This window comes from Streptomyces sp. NPDC037271, from assembly GCF_055603605.1.
This window is the reverse complement of sequence record NZ_JBVJVN010000001.1, coordinates 360399-379213: the sequence shown is the minus strand read 5'-3', so window position 1 is coordinate 379213 and position 18815 is coordinate 360399. Positions and strand designations below refer to the sequence as shown.

16 protein-coding genes are annotated in these 18815 nt (G+C 72.8%); 4 read left to right on the top strand and 12 right to left on the bottom strand.

Annotated features, from left to right (window positions below):
• From ACZ7G3_RS01795 to ACZ7G3_RS01750, 10 genes are all read right to left on the bottom strand, one after another.
• Positions 1–951: an ABC transporter substrate-binding protein gene (locus ACZ7G3_RS01795; protein ID WP_470922813.1), complete on the bottom strand. Its 951-nt coding sequence runs from the start codon at positions 949–951 to the stop codon at positions 1–3.
• A 1-nt stretch (position 952) separates the two neighbouring features.
• The gene (locus ACZ7G3_RS01790; protein WP_470922812.1) at positions 953–2896 is read right to left on the bottom strand and encodes an ABC transporter permease; all 1944 of its coding nucleotides are present in this window, start codon (positions 2894–2896) and stop codon (positions 953–955) included.
• On the bottom strand, positions 2896–4029 hold the full coding sequence (locus ACZ7G3_RS01785; RefSeq protein WP_470922811.1) for a quaternary amine ABC transporter ATP-binding protein: 1134 nt from the start codon (positions 4027–4029) through the stop codon (positions 2896–2898). Before ACZ7G3_RS01785 ends, ACZ7G3_RS01790 begins: the two co-directional genes overlap by 1 nt.
• Positions 4026–5558 carry a GMC family oxidoreductase gene (locus ACZ7G3_RS01780; RefSeq protein ID WP_470922810.1) on the bottom strand — a complete coding sequence of 511 codons (1533 nt, stop codon included), beginning with the start codon at positions 5556–5558 and terminating at the stop codon, positions 4026–4028. The genes ACZ7G3_RS01785 and ACZ7G3_RS01780 overlap by 4 nt, the downstream gene beginning before the upstream one ends.
• 79 nt (positions 5559–5637) lie before the next feature.
• Positions 5638–7158 carry an aldehyde dehydrogenase family protein gene (locus ACZ7G3_RS01775; RefSeq protein ID WP_470922809.1) on the bottom strand — a complete coding sequence of 507 codons (1521 nt, stop codon included), beginning with the start codon at positions 7156–7158 and terminating at the stop codon, positions 5638–5640.
• Positions 7159–7335: 177 nt separating this feature from the next.
• Positions 7336–8289, bottom strand: coding sequence for a hypothetical protein (locus ACZ7G3_RS01770; protein WP_470922808.1), 954 nt, complete (start codon positions 8287–8289; stop codon positions 7336–7338).
• 268 nt (positions 8290–8557) lie between these two features.
• Complete coding sequence (locus tag ACZ7G3_RS01765) at positions 8558–8911, bottom strand: hypothetical protein (protein ID WP_426597149.1); 354 nt, start codon at positions 8909–8911, stop codon at positions 8558–8560.
• Positions 8898–10679 carry a hypothetical protein gene (locus ACZ7G3_RS01760; protein ID WP_470922807.1) on the bottom strand — a complete coding sequence of 594 codons (1782 nt, stop codon included), beginning with the start codon at positions 10677–10679 and terminating at the stop codon, positions 8898–8900. Before ACZ7G3_RS01760 ends, ACZ7G3_RS01765 begins: the two co-directional genes overlap by 14 nt.
• A 200-nt stretch (positions 10680–10879) precedes the next feature.
• Positions 10880–11869: a malate dehydrogenase gene (locus ACZ7G3_RS01755; protein WP_426597151.1), complete on the bottom strand. Its 990-nt coding sequence runs from the start codon at positions 11867–11869 to the stop codon at positions 10880–10882.
• 520 nt (positions 11870–12389) lie between these two features.
• Positions 12390–13709 carry a helix-turn-helix domain-containing protein gene (locus ACZ7G3_RS01750; protein ID WP_470922806.1) on the bottom strand — a complete coding sequence of 440 codons (1320 nt, stop codon included), beginning with the start codon at positions 13707–13709 and terminating at the stop codon, positions 12390–12392.
• Positions 13710–14224: 515 nt separating this feature from the next.
• On the opposite strand from ACZ7G3_RS01750, the gene ACZ7G3_RS01745 reads away from it, so the two are divergent.
• Positions 14225–14380: a hypothetical protein gene (locus ACZ7G3_RS01745; protein WP_470922805.1), complete on the top strand. Its 156-nt coding sequence runs from the start codon at positions 14225–14227 to the stop codon at positions 14378–14380.
• Here ACZ7G3_RS01745 and ACZ7G3_RS01740 read toward each other — a convergent pair.
• Complete coding sequence (locus ACZ7G3_RS01740) at positions 14377–14934, bottom strand: DUF3017 domain-containing protein (RefSeq protein WP_470922804.1); 558 nt, start codon at positions 14932–14934, stop codon at positions 14377–14379. The genes ACZ7G3_RS01745 and ACZ7G3_RS01740 overlap by 4 nt on opposite strands.
• Positions 14924–15778 (bottom strand): bifunctional methylenetetrahydrofolate dehydrogenase/methenyltetrahydrofolate cyclohydrolase, encoded by an 855-nt coding sequence (locus tag ACZ7G3_RS01735; protein ID WP_426597154.1) that lies wholly within the window; start codon positions 15776–15778, stop codon positions 14924–14926. The genes ACZ7G3_RS01740 and ACZ7G3_RS01735 overlap by 11 nt, the downstream gene beginning before the upstream one ends.
• Positions 15779–16203: 425 nt before the next feature.
• On the opposite strand from ACZ7G3_RS01735, the gene ACZ7G3_RS01730 reads away from it, so the two are divergent.
• The 3 genes from ACZ7G3_RS01730 to ACZ7G3_RS01720 form a co-directional block, all read left to right on the top strand.
• Positions 16204–16794 (top strand): hypothetical protein, encoded by a 591-nt coding sequence (locus tag ACZ7G3_RS01730; protein WP_470922803.1) that lies wholly within the window; start codon positions 16204–16206, stop codon positions 16792–16794.
• A 155-nt stretch (positions 16795–16949) separates the two neighbouring features.
• The gene (locus tag ACZ7G3_RS01725) at positions 16950–17696 is read left to right on the top strand and encodes an FHA domain-containing protein (protein ID WP_470922802.1); all 747 of its coding nucleotides are present in this window, start codon (positions 16950–16952) and stop codon (positions 17694–17696) included.
• Positions 17693–18815: protein kinase domain-containing protein (locus ACZ7G3_RS01720; RefSeq protein WP_470922801.1), on the top strand; the 1123-nt coding region annotated here is incomplete at its 3' end. The genes ACZ7G3_RS01725 and ACZ7G3_RS01720, both read left to right, overlap by 4 nt.

Sequence of the window (18815 nt, the reverse complement as noted above, 5' to 3'; positions counted from 1 at the left end):
TCAGGGCAGCCACTTCTTCCAGACGGACTCGTGGCTGTCCACCCACTTCTTCGCCGCCACCTCGGGCCGCATCTTCTGCTCGGCGATCATCAGGGAGACCTGGTTCTGGTCCTCGGTCGTCCACTCGAAGTTCTTCAGGAACTGAGCCGCGTCGCCGCCGTCCTCCGCGAAGTCGGCGTTGAGGTACTTCTGGAGCGGGGTGACCGGGTAGGCGCAGTCGACCTTCGCCGGGTCGGCGTCGCAGCCCTCCTTGTACGGCGGCAGCTTCACCTCCGTCATCGGCACCTTCTCGAACAGCCACTGGGGGGTGTACCAGTAGGTCAGGAAGGGCTTCCTCTCCTTGGCGAACTGCTTGATCTGGGTGATCTGGGCGGCCTCGGAGCCGGCGAAGACGACCTTGTAGTCCAGGTCCAGGTTCTCGACGAGGGCCTTGTCGTTGGTGACGTAGGACGGGGAGCCGTCCATCAGCTGGCCCTTGTCGCCGCTCTCCGCGGTGCGCAGCAGTTCGGCGTACTTGTCGAGGTTCTTCCAGTCGGTGACGTCCGGGTGCTTCTTCGCGAAGTACGTCGGGACGAACCAGCCGATGTGCCCGGTGACGCCGAGGTCGCCGCCGGGGGCGATGGTCTTCTTGTCCTCGACGTAGCGCTGCTCCTGCTCGGGGTGGCCCCAGTCCTCCAGGATGGCGTCGACGCGGCCCTGGCTGAGCGCGTCCCAGGCGGGGACCTCGTCGACCTGGACGGTGTCGACGCGGTAGCCGAGCTCGTGCTCCAGCAGGTACTGGGCGACGGCCACGTTGGCCTGGGCCCCGACCCAGGACTGCACGGACAGGGTGACGGTCCTGGCGCCCTGGGCGTTCGCGTACGGGGACGCCTGCTTGGTCATGTCGGCGGCGCCGCAGCCGGTGGCCAGCGCCAGCACGGCGACGGCCGCCGTGATCCGCCTGCGTGACATCTCAGGCTCCCTTCTTCGTACGGCGTTCGGTCGGCTGGGTGACCCGGTCGAGCATCAGGCCGAGGCAGACGATCGCCGCGCCGGCCACCAGGCCGGTCGCCAGGTCGCCCTGCGCGAGGCCGAAGACGACCTGGTAGCCGAGGGCGCCGCCGCCGACCAGGCCGCCGATGATGACGACGGCGAGGACCAGGACGACGCCCTGGTTGACGGCGAGCAGCAGGGCCGGGCGGGCCAGCGGGAGCTGGACCTGGCGGAGCTGCTGGCCGCTGGTGGCGCCGAGCGAGCGGGCCGACTCCATGGCGGCCGGGTCCACCTGGCGCAGGCCCTGCGTGGTGATGCGGACGACGGCCGGGAGGGCGTAGACGACCGCGGCGGCCACGGCCGGGGCCCGGCCCACGCCGAACAGGGCGACGACCGGGATCAGGTACACGAACTGCGGCATCGTCTGGAAGACGTCCAGCACGGGCCGCAGCAGGCGTTCGAAGCGGTCGCTGCGGGCGGCGGCGATGCCGGTCGCGAAGCCGATGACCAGGGTCACGGCGACGGCCGCGAGGACCTGGGAGAGCGTGTCCAGGGACGGCTTCCACACGCCGAGCACGCCGATCGCGGCCATGGCGAGGACGGCGGTGAGCGCGGTGCGCCAGGTGCCGAGCAGCCAGGCCAGGGCGGCGACGACGAGGAGTACGGACCACCAGGGCAGCCAGTGCAGGCCGTCCCGAAGGGGGTTGAGGACCCCGTTGGTGAAGTGGGCGGCCCAGTCGGCGGTGCCGCCGATGACGGGGACGCCGGAGTACAGGTGGGCGGTCATCCAGTCGACGGCCCGGTTGACGGGCTCGGCGATGTCCACCTCCCACCCGTCTGGCCAGTCGAGGAGGCCGGCGATCCGTCCGGCGACCGCGACGGCCGCGGCGGCGGCCACGACGTACAGCCAGGTCAGCGGGGACGTGCGGGACTCGCCGAGCCGCTCCCCCGCCGCGCCGGTCACGCGGTCCAGGACGACGGCGAGCAGCACGATCGGGATGCCGGCCGCGAGGGCCGCGCCCACGTCGACCGAGGCGAGCGCCTGGTAGACGCGGTCGCCGAGGCCGCCGGCGCCGATGACGGAGGCGATGACGGCCATGGAGAGCGCCATCATGATCGTCTGGTTGACGCCGAGGAGGAGTTCCTTGCGGGCCAGCGGGATACGGGCGGTCAGCAGCCGCTGGCGGGCGGTGGTGCCGAGGGACTCGACGGCTTCGAGGACCTCCTTGTCGGCGCCGCGCAGGCCGAGGGCGGTGAGCCGGGCCATGGGCGGGGCGGCGTAGACGACGGTGGCCAGGACTGCGGCGGGGACGCCGATGCCGAAGACCAGGACGACGGGGAGGAGGTAGGCGAAGGCGGGCAGCACCTGCATGGTGTCGAGCACCGGGCGCAGGACGCGGTCCATCCGGTCGGACAGGCCGGCGGCCAGGCCCAGCAGGGCGCCGACGACGACCGACGCGAGGACGGCCACCACCATGAGCGCGAGCGTCTGCATGGTCGGCACCCACATGCCGAGCAGCCCGCAGGCCAGGAACGCCACGGCGGTGCCGAGCGCCGGCTTCACGCCGGCCACCCGCCAGGCGACCAGGGCGCCGATCGCGGTGACCCCGGCCCAGCCGACGGCGAGGAGGGCGAGGTAGACGGCGCGTACGGTGATGACGACGACGTTGCTGACGTGGCCGAAGAAGTAGAGGAACAGCGGGTGGCTGTCCCGGTTGTCGATGATCCAGTCGCTGGTCTTGCCGAGTGGTTCGGAGACGTCGACGGTGAGGGCGGACGGCCAGGTGGTGCCGCCCCACTGGGTGACGGCGAGGGGGACGAGGACCGCGGCGGCCACCGCGAGGGTGAGGAGCTTGCGGGCGGCGGGGTGGGTGAGGATGCCCGGCGGGGCGGTCTTCCGGGCCGGTGCGGTGATCGTCGCCATCAGACCGCCTCCTTGGGCAGCTCCGCCTCCTCGGGGAGGACGGCCGCCCCCTCGGGGCGTTCCTCGGGTGCGGCCGTCCCGGCGACGACACCGAGCAGCGCGTCCGCGTCGACCACGCCCAGGCAGCGGCCGTCGTCCATGACCCGGGCGGCCGAACCGGCCCGGGCGACCGCCTCGATGGCCTCCGAGACGGTGGCGTCGGGGCGCAGGGCCGGGCCGGTGCCCGCCTCGTCGGACGAGGTCGCGGGGCGCATCGCCGTGCGGACGGTGAGGACCTGCTCGCGCGGCACGTCGCGGACGAACTCGCGGACGTAGTCGTCGGCGGGCGAGCCGACGATCTCCTCCGGGGTGCCGAGCTGCACGACGCGGCCGTCGCGCATCAGGGCGATGCGGTCGCCGAGCTTGAGGGCTTCCTGGAGGTCGTGGGTGATGAAGACCATCGTGCGGCCCTCCTCGCGGTGCAGCCGGACGACCTCCTCCTGCATGTCCCGCCGGATCAGCGGGTCGAGCGCGCTGAACGGCTCGTCGAAGAGCAGCACCTCGGGGTCGACGGCGAGCGCGCGGGCGAGGCCGACGCGCTGGCGCTGGCCGCCGGAGAGCTGGCCGGGGCGGCGGTGCTCCAGGCCCTCCAGGCCGACCTTGGCGACGACGGCGGCGGCCCGCTCGCGGCGCTCGGCGCGGCCCATGCCCTGGACCTCCAGGCCGTAGGCGACGTTGTCGAGGACCGTGCGGTGCGGGAGCAGGCCGAAGTGCTGGAAGACCATCGCCGCGCGGTGGCGGCGCAGTTCGCGCAGCCGGGACTTGCCCATGGCGCGGACGTCCTCGCCGTCGATGGCGATGGACCCGGCCGTCGGCTCGATGAGCCGGGTCAGGCAGCGTACGAGGGTGGACTTGCCGGAGCCGGACAGGCCCATGACGACGAAGACCTCGCCCTTGCGCACGTCGAAGGAGACGTCGGCCACGGCGGCCGTGCAGCCGGTGCGCGCGCGCAGCTCGGCCGGGCTCAGGGCGGTCAGCTCGGGGTCGGCGGGGATCCGGGCGGCCTTCGGTCCGAAGACCTTCCACAGGCCGTCCACGGAGAAGACCGGGGGACGCTCGGCCACGGCGCCGGTGTCGTTGACGGTCGTGCTCATCGGGCGTCACCGCCGATCAGCTCGACGGCGCGCTCCCCGACCATGAGCACGCCGATCATGGGGTTCACCGCGGTCATCGTCGGGAAGACGGAGGCGTCGGCGATGCGGATGCCCTCCAGGCCGCGGACGCGCAGCTCGGGGTCGACGACGGCCGTCTCGTCGGTGGCGGCGCCCATCTTGCAGGTGCCCGCCGGGTGGTAGACGGTGTGGGCGACCTTGCGGGCGTACTCGCTCAGCTCCTCGTCGCCGGTGACGTCCGGGCCGGGGCAGACCTCGCGCTTGAGCCACCCGGCCAGCGGCTCCGACTTGGCGATCTCGCGGGCGATCCTGATCCCGTCGACGAGGGTGCGGCCGTCGTAGTCGTCCTCGTCGGTGAAGTAGCGGAAGTCCAGGGCGGGCTTCACGGACGGGTCGGCGCTGGTCAGGTAGAGGCGGCCGCGGCTCTTCGGCTTGGGGATGTTCGGGGTCATGGAGACGCCGAACTCCGGGCGCTCGTAGCCCAGTCGCTCGGGATTGTCCGTGAACGGGATCTGGTAGAAGTGGAACATCAGGTCGGGGCCCGCGTGTCCGGGGTCGCGGCGCACGAACAGACCGGCGTCGGAGTCCATCGCGGAGTTCTCCGGGATGGGTCCGTCGGTCTCCCACACGATCACCGACTCGGGGTGGTCGAGCAGGTTCTCGCCGACACCGGGCAGGTCGAGCGCCACGGGTATGCCGAGTGCCTCGAGGTCCTCGCGGGGGCCGATGCCGGAGTGCAGCAGCAGGCGGGGCGAGTCGACGGCGCCGGCGCACAGCACCACCTCGCCCCGGGCCCTGACCAGGATCTCCTCGCCGTCCTTGGTACGCACGTGGACGCCCTCGGCCCGGACGCCGTCGAGCTGGAGCTTGTACGCCCAGGTCTCCAGCATGATCGTGAGGTTGGGGCGCTCGTCCATCACCGGGTGCAGGTACGCCACCGACGCCGACGAACGCTTGTTGTCCTCGGGGTGGTAGGCCAGGTCGAAGAAGCCGACGCCCTCGGCGAAGGGCTTCTTGTTGAAGCCCTCGATCCGGGGGACCTCCAGCGCCTTCTGCGCGGCGTCGACGAAGTCGCGGGCGATGGCGTTCCGGTCCTTCTCGTCGACCGGGACGATGTTGTTCTTGAGACGCGCGTAGTACGCCTCCATCGGCACCGCGCCCCAGCCCTTGGCGCCGGCCGCCTCCCACTCGTCCCAGTCGGACGGCAGCGGCTTGAAGGCGATGAGGGTGTTGTGCGAGGAGCAGCCGCCGAGCACCCGGGCGCGGCTGTGCCGGATGTGCGAATTGCCGCGTGGCTGCTCGGTGGTGGGGTAGTCGTAGTCCAGCTCACCGCCGAGCAGGCCCATCCAGCGGCGCAGGGTCAGGACGTCGTCGCGGCCGACGTCGCTGGGTCCGCCCTCGATGACGGCGACGGTGACGTCCGGGTTCTCGGTGAGGCGGGAGGCGATCACCGATCCCGCGGTGCCGCCGCCTATGACGACGTAGTCGTAGACGTGGGTGGTCTCGGGCATGGGGGTACTCCAGAGGGTGAGCGGACGGGGACCCGGGCGGGCGGCCCGGGTGGGGACGGGCGGGCGGCGGTGGCCGGGGTCAGCCGGAGAACCAGCGGACGGGCTTCGGGGCGAGGTTCTGGTAGACGTGCTTGCTCTCGCGGTACTCGGCGAGGCCCGCGGGGCCCAGTTCGCGGCCGACGCCGCTCTTGCCGAAGCCGCCCCACTCCGCCTGCGGGAGGTAGGGGTGGAAGTCGTTGATCCAGACGGTGCCGTGGCGCAACCGGCCGGCGACCCGGCGGGCGCGGCCCGCGTCGGCGGTCCAGACGGCACCCGCCAGACCGTACTCGGTGTCGTTGGCGAGGGCTACGGCCTCGTCCTCGGTGCGGAAGGTCTCGACGGTGAGCACCGGCCCGAAGACCTCCTCCCGTACGACCCTCATCTCCCGGTGGCAGCGGTCGAGGACGGTGGGCTCGTAGAAGTAGCCGTTCTCCGGCCGCTGGGGGGACGGCTCGGGGCGCCTGCCGCCGCAGCGCAGCTCGGCACCCTCGGCCAGCGCGGAGGCGACGTAGTCCTCGGTCCTGGCGCGCTGCTGCTCGGAGACGAGCGGGCCGCACTCGACGCCGTCCTCGGTGCCGCGGCCGAGGCGGATCCTCGCGGCGCGGCGGGCGAGTTCGGCGACGAAGCGTTCGCGGACCGACTCCTCGATGATGAGCCGGCCGCCCGCCGAGCAGACCTGGCCGCTGTGGATGAAGGCCGCGTTGAGGGCCTGGTCGACGGCGGTGTCGAAGCCCTCCTCGGTCTCGCAGGCGTCGGCGAAGACCACGTTGGGGTTCTTGCCGCCGAGTTCGAGGGCGACCTTCTTGACGGTGACGGCGGCGGCCTGGGCGACCTTGGTGCCGCTGACCAGGCCGCCGGTGAAGGAGACCAGGTCGACGTCGGGGTGCTCGGCGAGCCGGGCGCCGACGGTGTGGCCGGGGCCGGTGACGATGTTGGCGACGCCGGTGGGGAGGCCGGCCTCGGTCAGCAGGCCGATCAGGGCGACGGTGGTCATCGGGGTGATCTCGCTGGGCTTGATCACGAAGGTGTTGCCGGCGGCGAGCGCGGGGGCGATCTTCCAGCTGGCCTGGAGCAGCGGGTAGTTCCAGGGCGTGATCATCGCGCAGACGCCGACCGGCTCGTGCACGACGACGCTGTGGATGTCGGGCGACCCGGCGTCGACGACCCGGCCGGGGGCCTCGCCGGCGACCAGGTCCGCGAAGTAGCGGAAGGCGTCGGCGACGCAGTCGATGTCGACGCGGCCCTCCTCGACGGTCTTGCCCGCGTCACGGCTCTCCAGCAGTCCGAGCGTCTCGCGGTCGCGCACGAGGAGGTCGGCGACGCGGCGCAGCAGGGCGGCGCGTTCGGCGACCGGCGTGTGCGGCCACTCGCCCGCGTCGAAGGCGCGCCGGGCGGCGGCCACCGCGAGGTCGGTGTCCCGCTCGTCGCCCTCCGCGACCACGGCGAACGGCAGGGCGTCCGCGGGGTCGAGGATGTCGCGCGTTCCCCCCGAGACGGCCGCCCGCCACTCGCCCCCGGCATGGATGGTGTCGCGCGCCCGGAGTTCCGTACTGTCCGCCATGATCGTCAATGCCTTCCGTTCCCTGTTCAGCGCCCGTGAGTCACGCAGGTGTCGGTCACGGGACCGGGTGCACCTGCCCTCCGGCCCCGAATGCATGCGGGCCGGGGGCCGGAAGTGTGCCGAGTCACTGAACAAAGGGACGGAGCGGTACGTATCACCCGCCCTGTGGGTGATCCGTCAGGGGCGGCTGTCGGTACCGGCCCCGCAGGCCGTGGACGGCGGGCAGAAGTGGCCGAGGGCCGTCCGCAGCACGGCCCGCTCGTCCTCGCGGCCGTCCGCCTCGGCTCCGTAGGCGGTGATCGCGTACACCTCGCCGTCGGCGGCCACGAAGCGTTCGTCGACGACGTGCCAGGTGCCGACGTCGGGCTCGCCCCTGAGGGAGTCGGCGAGGTACTCGAGCCGGGACCCGGTGAAGTCGCCGTCGTCCAGGGTCTCCAGGGAGAGCTTCCGGAAGCCGTCGGCCTTGGCCGTGCCGTCGGAGAGGAACGCCTCGAAGGACGCGTCGGGCGAGTCCTCCTCCACCTGGTACACCTGCAGCCGCCGGGCGCCGTCGGGGCTGCGGTAGTTGACCACGTCGATGCCGTACTCGGAGGGCACCGCGTCGCGCCCCCAGCCCGCCGGCCGGGCGATGGTGAAGCCCTCCGGGTCGGTGTGCACCTCGTAGCCGCCGGGCAGTCCGGTGGCCGTGCCGGACGGCGACCCGGGCGCGCCGGTGGGTGCCACCGCCTCCTCGGTCCGCAGCGCCTCCTCGGTCCGCGGCGCCTCCTCGGTCCGCGGCGTCGAGGGGTCGGGGTCCGGAGGGGCGGCGGTGGCGGACGCGCCCGCCGACCCCACCGCCCGGCCACCGCGGTCGTCCGTCTCGTCGCCTGCCGGGACCACCTGCGTCAGTACGAGGGCCACCACCACCCCGGCCGCGGCGGCTCCGCCCAGCACGGACCACATGAGCCTGCGGCTGGGCCCGCCGGTGCCTGCGGAGGGCGGCGCCGGCGGCTGCCCCGGCTGCGGCCGGGAACCGGTACGGGGCAGTTCGGGCGCGGACCATGCGCCATGGGCAGGCGGCGGCTCCGGCGCCGGGACACCGGCCGGGTGGTCGGCGCCCTCGCCGTGGGGTACCTGGGGTGCCTGGGGCACTTGGGGCACCTGCGGGGGCTGCGATGCCTGCGGTGGTTGTGGTGCTTGTCCTGGCTGCTGCGGCGCCTGGGGGGCTTGGGGTGCCCGAAGCACCTGGGGCTCCCGGGGCTCTTGAGGCTCCCAGGGCTCCTGGGGCTCCTGGGACTCCTGAGGCACGGACGCCGGCCGGGGCGGTGGCGGCGGGGTGACCGGTGCCGTGCCGCCCGCGGTGTCCTCCCAGCGCTGGGTCGCCTCGTTCCAGTACCGCCGCTGTCCCCCGCTCATCGGCTCACATCCCCAGCAGCCCGGCGACCGTCCCGAAGGACGCGAACAGCGACAGGGCGGTCTGCGAGTCCTCGAGCAGGCCCCGCAGCCGCTGGAGACGCCCCTCGGGGGCCGTGCCGGTACGGGTGATCTCCTCCTCGGTGTCCGCGAGGGCCGTGTCGAGCTGGTCGGTCCGCTCGGTGCGCTGGATGCGTGCCAGGTCGGCACGGAGTTCCCGCACCGCTCTCAGCAGTTCCTCGGCGGCCTGGTCGCGCGCTGCCGTGGTGCCGTAGTGGCTCGTCACGTTCGCGTTGTCGCCGACGGCGAACGTCGCCCCCTGGGCGTTGCCGATGTGGATGTTCGGCTCATTTTGCGCCATTGCTTCCGGATCCCTTCTGCGGCGCGGGGCCGCCGGTCTTGGACGAGACGTGGGCCTTGTCGCCGACGGCGAAGGTGGCCCCTTCGGCGTTGCCGATGTAGGTGCTGCCGTTGCTGAGGTTCACGATCTTCTGCACGAACTCACCGGTTTCGTAACCGGCGTCGGCGAGGGCCAGCCGCACCCCGTGCCCCACGCGGTCCTGGATGCTCCTGAGGTAGCGGCTGACGTCCATCTCCTGGAAGGTGGACCCGGCGGGCCTCGAGGCCAGCTCCCGCACGGAGACGGCGGGGCCCGCGGGGAGCGCGCCCGTGTGGCCGCCGGTCAGCAGCCGCCACCCGTACACCAGGCCCCGGCCGAGGGTGAGCAGGGAACGGCCCACGGAGCCGGGCACCAGGACGGCGGCTCCGGCCGCCTTGCCCAGCGCGTTGTTGTTGCGGAACCGGTGGGAGGCGCGGTCGGCGTCCTTGAAGTCCCCGCGTACCGGCGTCAGCACGTGCGGGGCGATCTCCAGCATGAGCATGCGGCCCTGCGTGTGCAGGCGCACGAAGACCGTGACGACCAGCTCCTCCTCCCAGCCGCCGACCCGGATCCGCAGGAAGTGCCGCCGCTTCTCGGCGCCCTCCTCGACGGCACGCGTCCGGTGCTGCTCGAACGCCTCCCAGCTGTACGGGGCCTGCTCACGGCTGAGCAGCCCCTCCACCGGGAGGAACACGCACTCGTCGATCTCCAGCCGCCGCAGCCGGTCGCGCACTCCGGCGCCCGCGTACTCGGAGGGCAGGCGCAGTTGTTCGATCAAGGGCCGGACGCGGTCCAGGATCGCCCGGTTGCTGAGCGGCTGCTGCTTCTTCTCGTCGTCCGGCCGCAGTTCGACGGCCAGGACCCAGGTGTCGTACGCCGATCCCGCTCCGCAGAACGGGTGCTTCTCGTTGTACATGATCAGCGGCGCGTGCTGTTCCAGCCGGATGCGCCCCATCAGCCGCTGGAACCGCCCGCCCTCGGCCTTCTCCGCCGGGTCGCCGGCGGCGTCCGGGAAGCGTTCCGGGGAGAGTTCGGCGGCGAGCGCGCGGGCGAACTGGTTGCGCTGCGCGGCCACGCAGAGCCCGATGAGCACGAGGACGGCGATCCCGAACCAGGCCTGCCACACTTCGATCAGCCCGGCGCCGTCCCCGACGGACGGGAGCGCCACGTCGGTGATCTCCTGCCAGTCGGAGCCACCGGAGCCGTAGAAGTCGTCCGACGATCCGTACGAGGAGTCGTCGTCCGAGTCGCCGCCGAACGCGACGGCGACCATGATGAACATGAAGAAGGCGAACTGCAGGCGCCCCCACCAGCGCGCCACGAAGGCCGCGAGTCGCCGGTACAGGGGCGGCCGCTCGGCGCGGCCCCTGATCCAGGGGGCCAGTGCGAGCAGCACGCTGGGCCACAGGAGGACGGCGAGCAGCCAGCCGCTGAGCGGGATCCCCACCACCCACAGCCCGATGACGGCCGCGGACCACAGCAGTTCCTGCCGACGAGCCCGCAGGGCGTGCGCGAGGACCCGGGCCGCGTCGAAGCCGAGCGACGGCGCCACGATCCGCTGCTCGTCGAGATACAGCTCCTCGATGACGCGGTCCCGGTAACCGGGGTCGAGGTAGGCGCCCGCGCACAGCAGCCGGGTGGCCTCACTGGCGTACGGCGGGACGGGCGGGGGCTCCGGCGGCGCCCCCGTGTTGCTCTGCTGCGGTTGCTGCGGTTGCTGCGGTTGCTGCGGTACGTAGGCGGTGCTCACGCGGATCCCCCGATGCGCGGGAAGTCCGTCGGCGACGGACGAGGTGACGGCGCATCAGCATAGGGGAGGAAGGCCGCCCACATGTACGGAACGTCAACGGGGCGCCACGTGGAAATGGCCGGTCCCCGGACCGCGGTGGCGGATCCGGGGACCGGGGCACCGGCCGGACGCCCGGTCCGGCGGTGTCGTGCTGCGGGACGTCAGATGAGGCCGAGGGCGCGGACCGCCTCGCGCTCCTCCGAGAGCTCCTTGACGGAGGCGTCGATGCGGGCGCGGGAGAACTCGTTGATCTCCAGGCCCTGGACGATCTCGTACTTTCCGTCCTTGGTGGTGACCGGGAAGGAGGAGATGATGCCCTCCGGGACGCCGTAGGAGCCGTCCGAGGGGATGCCCATGGAGGCCCAGTCGCCGTCGGCGGTGCCGTTGACCCAGGTGTGGACGTGGTCGATGGCGGCGTTGGCGGCAGAGGCGGCCGACGAGGCGCCGCGGGCCTCGATGATGGCGGCGCCGCGCTTGGCGACGGTCGGGATGAAGTCCTCGGCCAGCCACTTCTCGTCGCCCACCACCTCGGCGGCGTTCTTGCCGGCGATGGTGGCGTTGAAGATGTCCGGGTACTGGGTGGCGGAGTGGTTGCCCCAGATGGTCAGGCGCTTGATGTCGGTGACCGACGCGCCCGTCTTCTTCGCGAGCTGAGTCAGCGCGCGGTTGTGGTCCAGGCGGGTCATGGCGGTGAAGCGCTCCGCCGGTACGTCCGGGGCGGCGGCCTGGGCGATCAGGGCGTTGGTGTTGGCCGGGTTGCCGACGACGAGGACCTTGATGTCGTCCGCGGCGTGGTCGTTGATGGCCTTGCCCTGCGGCTTGAAGATGCCGCCGTTGGCCTCCAGGAGGTCACCGCGCTCCATGCCCTTGGTGCGCGGGCGGGCGCCCACGAGGAGGGCGACGTTGGCGCCGTCGAAGGCGACGTTCGGGTCGTCGGTGATCTCGATGCCCTGGAGCAGCGGGAACGCGCAGTCGTCCAGCTCCATCGCGGTGCCCGCGGCGGCGTTGAGCGCCGGGGTGATCTCCAGGAGGCGGAGCTTGACCGGCACGTCCGCGCCGAGCAGCTGGCCGGAGGCGATGCGGAAGAGCAGGGCGTAACCGATCTGGCCGGCCGCGCCGGTGACGGTGACGTTCACGGGAGTGCGGGTCATGGCGTTCTCCGTATGACAGCTGGCGGTGGGGCGTCCCGGCCCCGGGCTTTTGATCGATCTCTTGGTATCAAGAGATCCATCCAGCCGTCAGGCTATCGCGCCCGCAGTGTCCGGCACGTCCGGGTCGGTGTGGCCCGGCCCACAGGACCACCGCCGGGTCACCCGCCCGCACGAACGGAGGGTGCCGGGGGACGGCGAACGGCATGAAAGAGGCGGCCGCCTGTCCGGGAGAGGGGGGACGAAGCGACCGCCGTTCGGGGATACCGTTGCCGGACTCCCGTGGGGGTACTTCTCGCGTGCCCGTGACGCCGCGGGCCATGCCTGCCGCGGAGGACTTTCTCCCGGGAGGGCCGGCCGCACGCCTGTCCGGGCGGCCCTGTCCTCCGTGCGACCTTCCACGCCGTACGGGCTCCGTACGGTGTTCCCCCCGTACGGCCCTTCCCCTGTGCGGGGCCCTCTCCCCTGTAAAGCCCGCTCCCCCGCAAAAAGCCCTCTCCCCCGCAGGGCCACCGCCTGCCGGCTACTCCGTGCAGCCCTCCTGGCCCGACGCCAGCGTCACGCACGCCTTGGCCTCGGCCTCGGACTTCACCGCCACCATCGGGGTGTACGCGACGGTGTCGCCGGCCCCGGTGACCGTGCCCGTCTGCGGGGCACTCCCGCCCGCGCTGACCTGGACCTCGTCGCCCTGCGCGGCCTGGGTGACGCGGGCCCACGCGGCGCCGCAGGTCTTGCTGTAGCGGACCTCGACGGCGGCCGTGCCGACGGTGGCGGTCGCGGCGGTGGTCACCAGGTCGCCGCCGCAGCCCATGATCTCCGGGTCCTTGCCGGTGCAGGCGTCGCCGCTGCACTTCACGCCCGGCGGCAGCTGGGTGTCGGCGCTCACGGTGGGCGACGGGGAGGGCTTGGCGCCCTCGTTCTTCTTGTCACCGCCGTCGTTCAGCAGGAAGAAGGCGCCGGCGATCACGACGAGCACGCCGACGACGCCCGCGACGAACGTCGTCATCCGCTTGCCGCCGCCGGAGGGCCGGCCGCCCCCTGGAACGGAGCCGTCGCGCGGTGGCTCGCCGTACGAGCCGGGGGCCCCGGCGGAACCGAAGGGAGCGGAGGCCGCGGAGGGCACCGACGGTCCGTAGCCGTTCGGTGCGGCGGCGGCCGGCATCGCCGTGGTCCGCGCGGCTTCCCCGGTACCGGCCCGCGCCGTGCGGTCACCGGCCGGCGCCGGCCCGCGGTACCCGGCGACGCCCCACGAGTTCCCGTCGGCCGTGCGGCCGGACGACGGGACCGAGAGTGCGCCGGTCGCACCGCCGCCCCTGACCGTGCCGACGGCGGCGTCGGGGCTCTCCGCGGCGGTCGGCTGCGCGGGGACCGACGGCGGCAGCGTGGGCGCCACACCGGCCGGCCCGGCGATGCCGGGTGTGGCCGTCGCACCGCCGCCGTGCCGGCCGGTCCGGCTCCCCCTGCCGCTCCTGCTGCCACTGCCCGACTTGGCCGCGGACCCGCCCAGCTCGCCGAGCGCGGCACGCGCCTGGGAGATCCGGATGGCCTCCATGGTCATGTCATGGCGCATCTCCGAGCGGCTCCAGGCACGCTCGGCCAGCTCCCACATGGTGGTCAGGTGAACGGGGTTGGTCCCCGTCACCTCGGCCAGGGCCACGATGGCCCCCTTCGGCGCCAGCAGCCGGCCGTTCAGATAACGCTCCCAGGACGTCTTGCTGTAGCCGGTCGCGTCGGCCACCGACGCGATGCCCAGCTCGCTGCGGTCCACAAGTCGGCGCAACTGGCTGGTGAACTCTCTGATCTGCGGATCGAGTTCATCCGGCAAGGCCTTCCAACGAGGCATTGCTTCCCCCTCTTCCCCCCGGTGACGTGCTGTTCGTTCCCCCGCTCGGCCCTCGCGCGCGGCGTCCCACACGGAGTCCCGTTCTGGCTACCCACAGGGATGCGCCCGGTCAGGATCTCAGTTCCCGGGGTGGGGGCGCACAGGAGCACAGAGGTCGCGAACGAGCACCGTCGCACGCCCGCCGACCCGTGGTCCAGTGTCCCACCGGCATTCCCATGCCCCGAACCGAACCCCTGACGGTAACGCTGTCCTCGAACGACTTCGCGGCAAATCCCGGAACTTGTCCATACTTCGACGCACGGTGCGCACTTGGGCGTTCACGCACGGCACACGTGTCACATCTTTCGCGGCTCGCGTAGCGGAGTAGCGGAACGGTCACTTCCGTGCCACAGCGCCCTGACAGGCGTTGATCAGGGCGTTCCGCGTGCAGGAGGGTTGGTTCCGGCGACGGCCCGCCCTTCCACGGGGGTGAGGACGGGCCGTCGCCGGCGCACGCTGAAGAGGGCCGGATCGCCGTGAAGCGCCGGCTCGCCGTGAAGCGCCGGCTCGCCGCGAAGCGCCGGATCGCCGCAAAACGCCGGATCGCCGCAAAACGCCGGATCGCCGCAAAACGCCGGATCGCCGCAAAACGCCGGATCGCCGCAAAACGCCGGATCGCCACGAAGCGCTAGCTCACCGTGAAGTGCAGGGCGTCCTTCAGGAACGGGATCTCCAGCACCGGATCCGGCTGCGCCATCAACGCCAGCAGGACGATGGCGAGGCCCAGGACCCCGTAGGTGGCGATGTCCGTGAAGCGCGAGCGCACGGCGAGCATGCCGACGTCGGGCAGCACCCAGCGCAGCGCGGCACCGACCAACAGGGCGGCGCCGACCAGCAGCGTCCCGAAGCGGAACACGTCCATCGCGGTCAGCAGCAGGCCGATTCCGACCAGGCCGACCACCAGGAGGATCGGCCACTGCCGGGCGGGCGCCGGGGCGTCGCCGGTCGCGGCCCGGCCGCCGCCCTCGGGTCGCGCGGTGTCACGGGTGAAGAGCGGGAACCGCCGCGTGACCCGCCGCGGCCTGCCCTCGGCGTCGGGCGCGCTGACGGGGTCCCGGACGGTGAGGTCCCCCGAGCTCTCTGAGTCCCCAGAGTCCCCTGAGCCCCCCGGGCCCCTCAGGTCCCCCGGGCTGCCCGAGCTCCCCGGGTCCTCCCGGCGTTCGGCGTCGGTGTCCTCAGCCGGCACTGCGCTCCGCCGCCTCCACCACGTTGACGAGCAGCTGGGCCCGGGTCATGGGGCCGACGCCGCCGGGGTTCGGCGAGATCCAGGCGGCGACCTCGGCCACGCCGGGGTGGACGTCGCCCATGATCTTGCCCTCGGCGTTGCGCGAGACGCCGACGTCGAGGACGGCCGCGCCCGGCTTGACGTCCTCGGGCCGGACCAGGTGCGGGGAGCCGGCCGCGGCGACGATGATGTCCGCGCGCTTGAGGTGGGCGGACAGGTCCCGGGTGCCGGTGTGGCACTGGGTCACGGTGGCGTTCTCGCTGCGCCGGGTGAGCAGCAGCGGCATCGGGCGGCCGATGGTGACACCGCGGCCGACGACCACGACCTCGGCGCCCTTGATCTCCACGCCGTAGCGGCGCAGCAGGGTGAGGATGCCGTTGGGGGTGCAGGGCAGCGGCGCCGGCTCGTTGAGGACGAGGCGGCCGAGGTTCATCGGGTGCAGGCCGTCCGCGTCCTTGTCCGGGTCCATCAGTTCCAGGATGCGGTTCTCGTCGATGCCCTTGGGCAGCGGCAGCTGGACGATGTAGCCGGTGCAGGCGGGGTCGTCGTTCAGTTCGCGGACGACCGCCTCGATCTCCTCCTGGGTCGCCGTGCCCGGCAGTTCGCGCTGGATGGAGGCGATACCGACCTGCGCGCAGTCGCGGTGCTTGCCGGCGACGTACTTCTGGCTGCCGGGGTCGTCGCCGACCAGGACGGTGCCGAGGCCGGGCGTGACGCCCTTCTCCTTCAGCGCCGCCACGCGGGCGGTCAGTTCGGACTTGATCGCGGCTGCGGTGGCCTTGCCATCGAGAATCTGGGCGGTCATGCCCCCATCCTCGCGGATGACGGGCCCCCGGTTCCAATCCGGCCGTCATGCGGGCAGCCGCCGGTCACCTCCCGGAGTACCAACGGAGCACCACGGGCGCACCACGGGAGTGCCCCAGGAGCACCACGGAGCACCACGGGAGCACCGCGGGAGCCCTGCCAGAGCGCTGCCGCAGCGCCACCGGAGCACCCGGGAGCGATATGCCGGCACTCCGGCACATGTCCCACCATGCATGTTCATGATCGACGTGGTTGCACTTGCACAACACCTTGTGACCGGGCTGGACAAGCAGGAGACCGGTCAAGAACGATTGGGCAGCACAGTGCCGCGGGGCCGTACCGGGGGGACGAACCGCTACGACGAACCTCCTCCGAGTCGAGCCGCGCGTCGTCCCCGCACTTGACAGCGACGGAGGAAGTCCCGCCATGAGTTTCGGCGACCCGAACAACCCCTACGGTGCGCCGCAGGGCCAGCAGCCGGGCTACGGCCATCCCCAGCAGCCGCCCCAGGGCCAGCCGGGCTACGGCTACCCCGGACAGCAGCCCCCGGGTCAGCCCGGCTACGGCTACCCGGCGGCGCCGCCCGTGCAGCAGCCCTACGGCGGCGCCCCCACCTCGATGCCGGGCACCGTCAGTGCCGCCCGCGTCATGCTGTGGGTGATGGTCGGCTTCCAGGTCCTCGGCACCATCCTGTTCGCCGTCTCCGCGGCGGCCGTCGACCAGGCCAAGGACGACCCCGCGTTCGAGGAACTGGCCGACTACTCGTCCGGCGTGCTGTGGGCCTTCGCCGCACTCGCACTGGTGTGGGGCGTCTGGGCGTCCGTCCTGGCCGCGAAGTTCAACTCCGGCGGCAACGGCCTGCGCGTCACCGCGCTGGTCTTCGGCGTCCTCACCGCGATCATCGCCGTCTACCCGTTCACCCTGTTCGGCATCATCCACCTGGTGTTCGGCATCCTGATCGCCGTGTTCGTCGGCAACCGCAACGGCGCCGCCTGGTTCCAGCGTCCTCGTTACTGAGGCCGCCGCCGAAGCAACCTGCGACAGCGCGGAGCGCGGAGCGCTTTCGCGCCAATCACCCCACAGGGCCGTGTCTCACCCGTACGAGGGAGACACGGCCCTGGTGCGTCGCAATAGTCTGACGTGGGTAGCCGTCAGGCACGGGGAGACGCACCTTGTACAGCATCATCGTGGTACCTCCGCCGACCACGGAGGACGAACGCACCCGCACCCAGATCCGCCTCGCCCCCGGCGAGCGCCTCGTCTTCGGGCGGTCCGTGCCCGAGGGCGGCCTGCTGATCGGGCACGACGGAGTGTCCCGCAGAGCGGGTGAGATCACCGCCCACGGCACCTTCTGGACCATGAGCAACCTGTCCGCCCACCAGACCTACGTGGTGGAGAACCCGGAGGGCGCCGGCGAGCACATCAAGGTGGCGCCGGGCCGGCTGGACGCCCCGGTGCCGTTCGAGTTCTCGCGGATCGTGCTGCCCGCCGCCGGCGACCTGCTGCCGGTCGAGGTGTGGGCGCCGCGCCACGACTACCTGTGCGCCGAGGACGGCGGCGACGGCGAGCCGACCGCCCCGGCCTTCTCCGTCGACCGCACCAAGCGGTACTTCGCCGTCCTGGCCGCCCTGTGCGAGCCACGGCTGCGCGGGGCGCCGCACGCGCCGCTGCCGACCGTCGAGCAGGTCGTCGAGCGGCTGCGGCCCGGCTGGCCGGCCGCGTCGCGCACGTCCGTCCAGTGGAACATCGACTACCTCGCGGTGAAGCTGCGGCTGAAGCCGGGCCCGGAGACCGCCGAGGCGGGTGCCCGGCTCAACGGCAAGAAGGAGTCCCTGGTCTCCATGGCGCTCCGCTTCGACCTCGTACGGGAGGACGACCTCGTGGTCCTCGCGGCACCGCCGCGCCGGGTCTCCCGGTGACCGAGCCGTACGCCGTCACCGTGCCGAAGGGCTACCGCGTCGGCGTCTGGGAGGTGCGGGCGCCGATCGCGACGGGTGCCTTCGGCAGCGTGTACGAGGCCCGCCGTGTCGGCGACGGCGACGCCGGCCTGCCGCGCACGGCCGCCCTGAAGTTCCTGCCCACCGGTACGGGCACCCCCCGCCAACTGTCCCACCTGCGGGAACTCGTCGAGCGGGAGGTCGAGTTGCACCGCAGGCTGCGGCGGCCCCGGCTGGTGCGGATGTACGAGACCCTCGTCGTCGACGACCCGGCCCGCCCCGCTCTCGACGGCGCCACCGTCCTCGTACTGGAGAAGGCGGAGGGCTCGCTGTCCGCCCTGCTGTCCGCGTCGCCGCGCCCGGCCGCCGGGCCCGCGCTGCTCGGTCAGGTCTGCGAGGGCCTGGCCCAGCTGCACCGGGCCGGGTGGGTGCACGGGGACCTGAAACCGGCCAACGTGCTGCTGATGAGGGACGGTTCGGCCCGGCTCGCCGACTTCAACATGGCCGCCCAGCTGGAGGGCACGCACGCCTACACCCCCGCCTTCTCCACACCGGACTACACCCCGCCCGAACTGCTCTGGTCGGAGATCGGCGAACGCGGCCGCCGCATCCGCCCCTCCGCCGACGTCTGGGCCTTCGGTGTCCTCGCCCACCTCGTGCTCACCGGGTCCTTCCCGCTGCCCGGCGGCACCCCGACGGCCCGCCGCGACGCCGAGGCCGCCTACGCGCGCGGCACCGAGGAACTGCGGCTGTCGCCCGCGCTGCCCGAGGCGTGGCGGGAGACCGTACGCGCGTGCCTGACCCGTACGCACGCCGAACGCATCGGCACGGACGCCCTGGCACGACGGGTGGCGGCGGCCACGGGCGGTACGGGCGGCCGGTCCGTCCTGACGCGCCGTCCGCTCCGCCGGCGGACGGCGCTCGCCGCGGCGGCCACCGCCGTGGTCGCCGCCGTGGCCGCCGCCGCGCTCGGCTACGGCATCGCCGCCCGGAGCGGCGGCGGCCCCAGGCCCGCCGGCCGGGGGCCCGAGGGGGGGGACCCGGCAGTGTTCCCCGCCCCCCCCCGGGTGGCGCGAGCACGCAACCACCAGGGGGCGGTTT

Coding starts and splice junctions, on each gene's coding strand:
- ACZ7G3_RS01765 (WP_426597149.1), bottom strand. CDS start 8,911: ATGGCGCAAAATGAGCCGAACATCCACATCGGCAACGCCCAGGGGGCG.
- ACZ7G3_RS01775 (WP_470922809.1), bottom strand. CDS start 7,158: ATGGCGGACAGTACGGAACTCCGGGCGCGCGACACCATCCATGCCGGG.
- ACZ7G3_RS01790 (WP_470922812.1), bottom strand. CDS start 2,896: ATGGCGACGATCACCGCACCGGCCCGGAAGACCGCCCCGCCGGGCATC.
- ACZ7G3_RS01755 (WP_426597151.1), bottom strand. CDS start 11,869: ATGACCCGCACTCCCGTGAACGTCACCGTCACCGGCGCGGCCGGCCAG.
- ACZ7G3_RS01735 (WP_426597154.1), bottom strand. CDS start 15,778: ATGACCGCCCAGATTCTCGATGGCAAGGCCACCGCAGCCGCGATCAAG.
- ACZ7G3_RS01785 (WP_470922811.1), bottom strand. CDS start 4,029: ATGAGCACGACCGTCAACGACACCGGCGCCGTGGCCGAGCGTCCCCCG.
- ACZ7G3_RS01750 (WP_470922806.1), bottom strand. CDS start 13,709: ATGCCTCGTTGGAAGGCCTTGCCGGATGAACTCGATCCGCAGATCAGA.
- ACZ7G3_RS01795 (WP_470922813.1), bottom strand. CDS start 951: ATGTCACGCAGGCGGATCACGGCGGCCGTCGCCGTGCTGGCGCTGGCC.
- ACZ7G3_RS01780 (WP_470922810.1), bottom strand. CDS start 5,558: ATGCCCGAGACCACCCACGTCTACGACTACGTCGTCATAGGCGGCGGC.
- ACZ7G3_RS01730 (WP_470922803.1), top strand. CDS start 16,204: ATGAGTTTCGGCGACCCGAACAACCCCTACGGTGCGCCGCAGGGCCAG.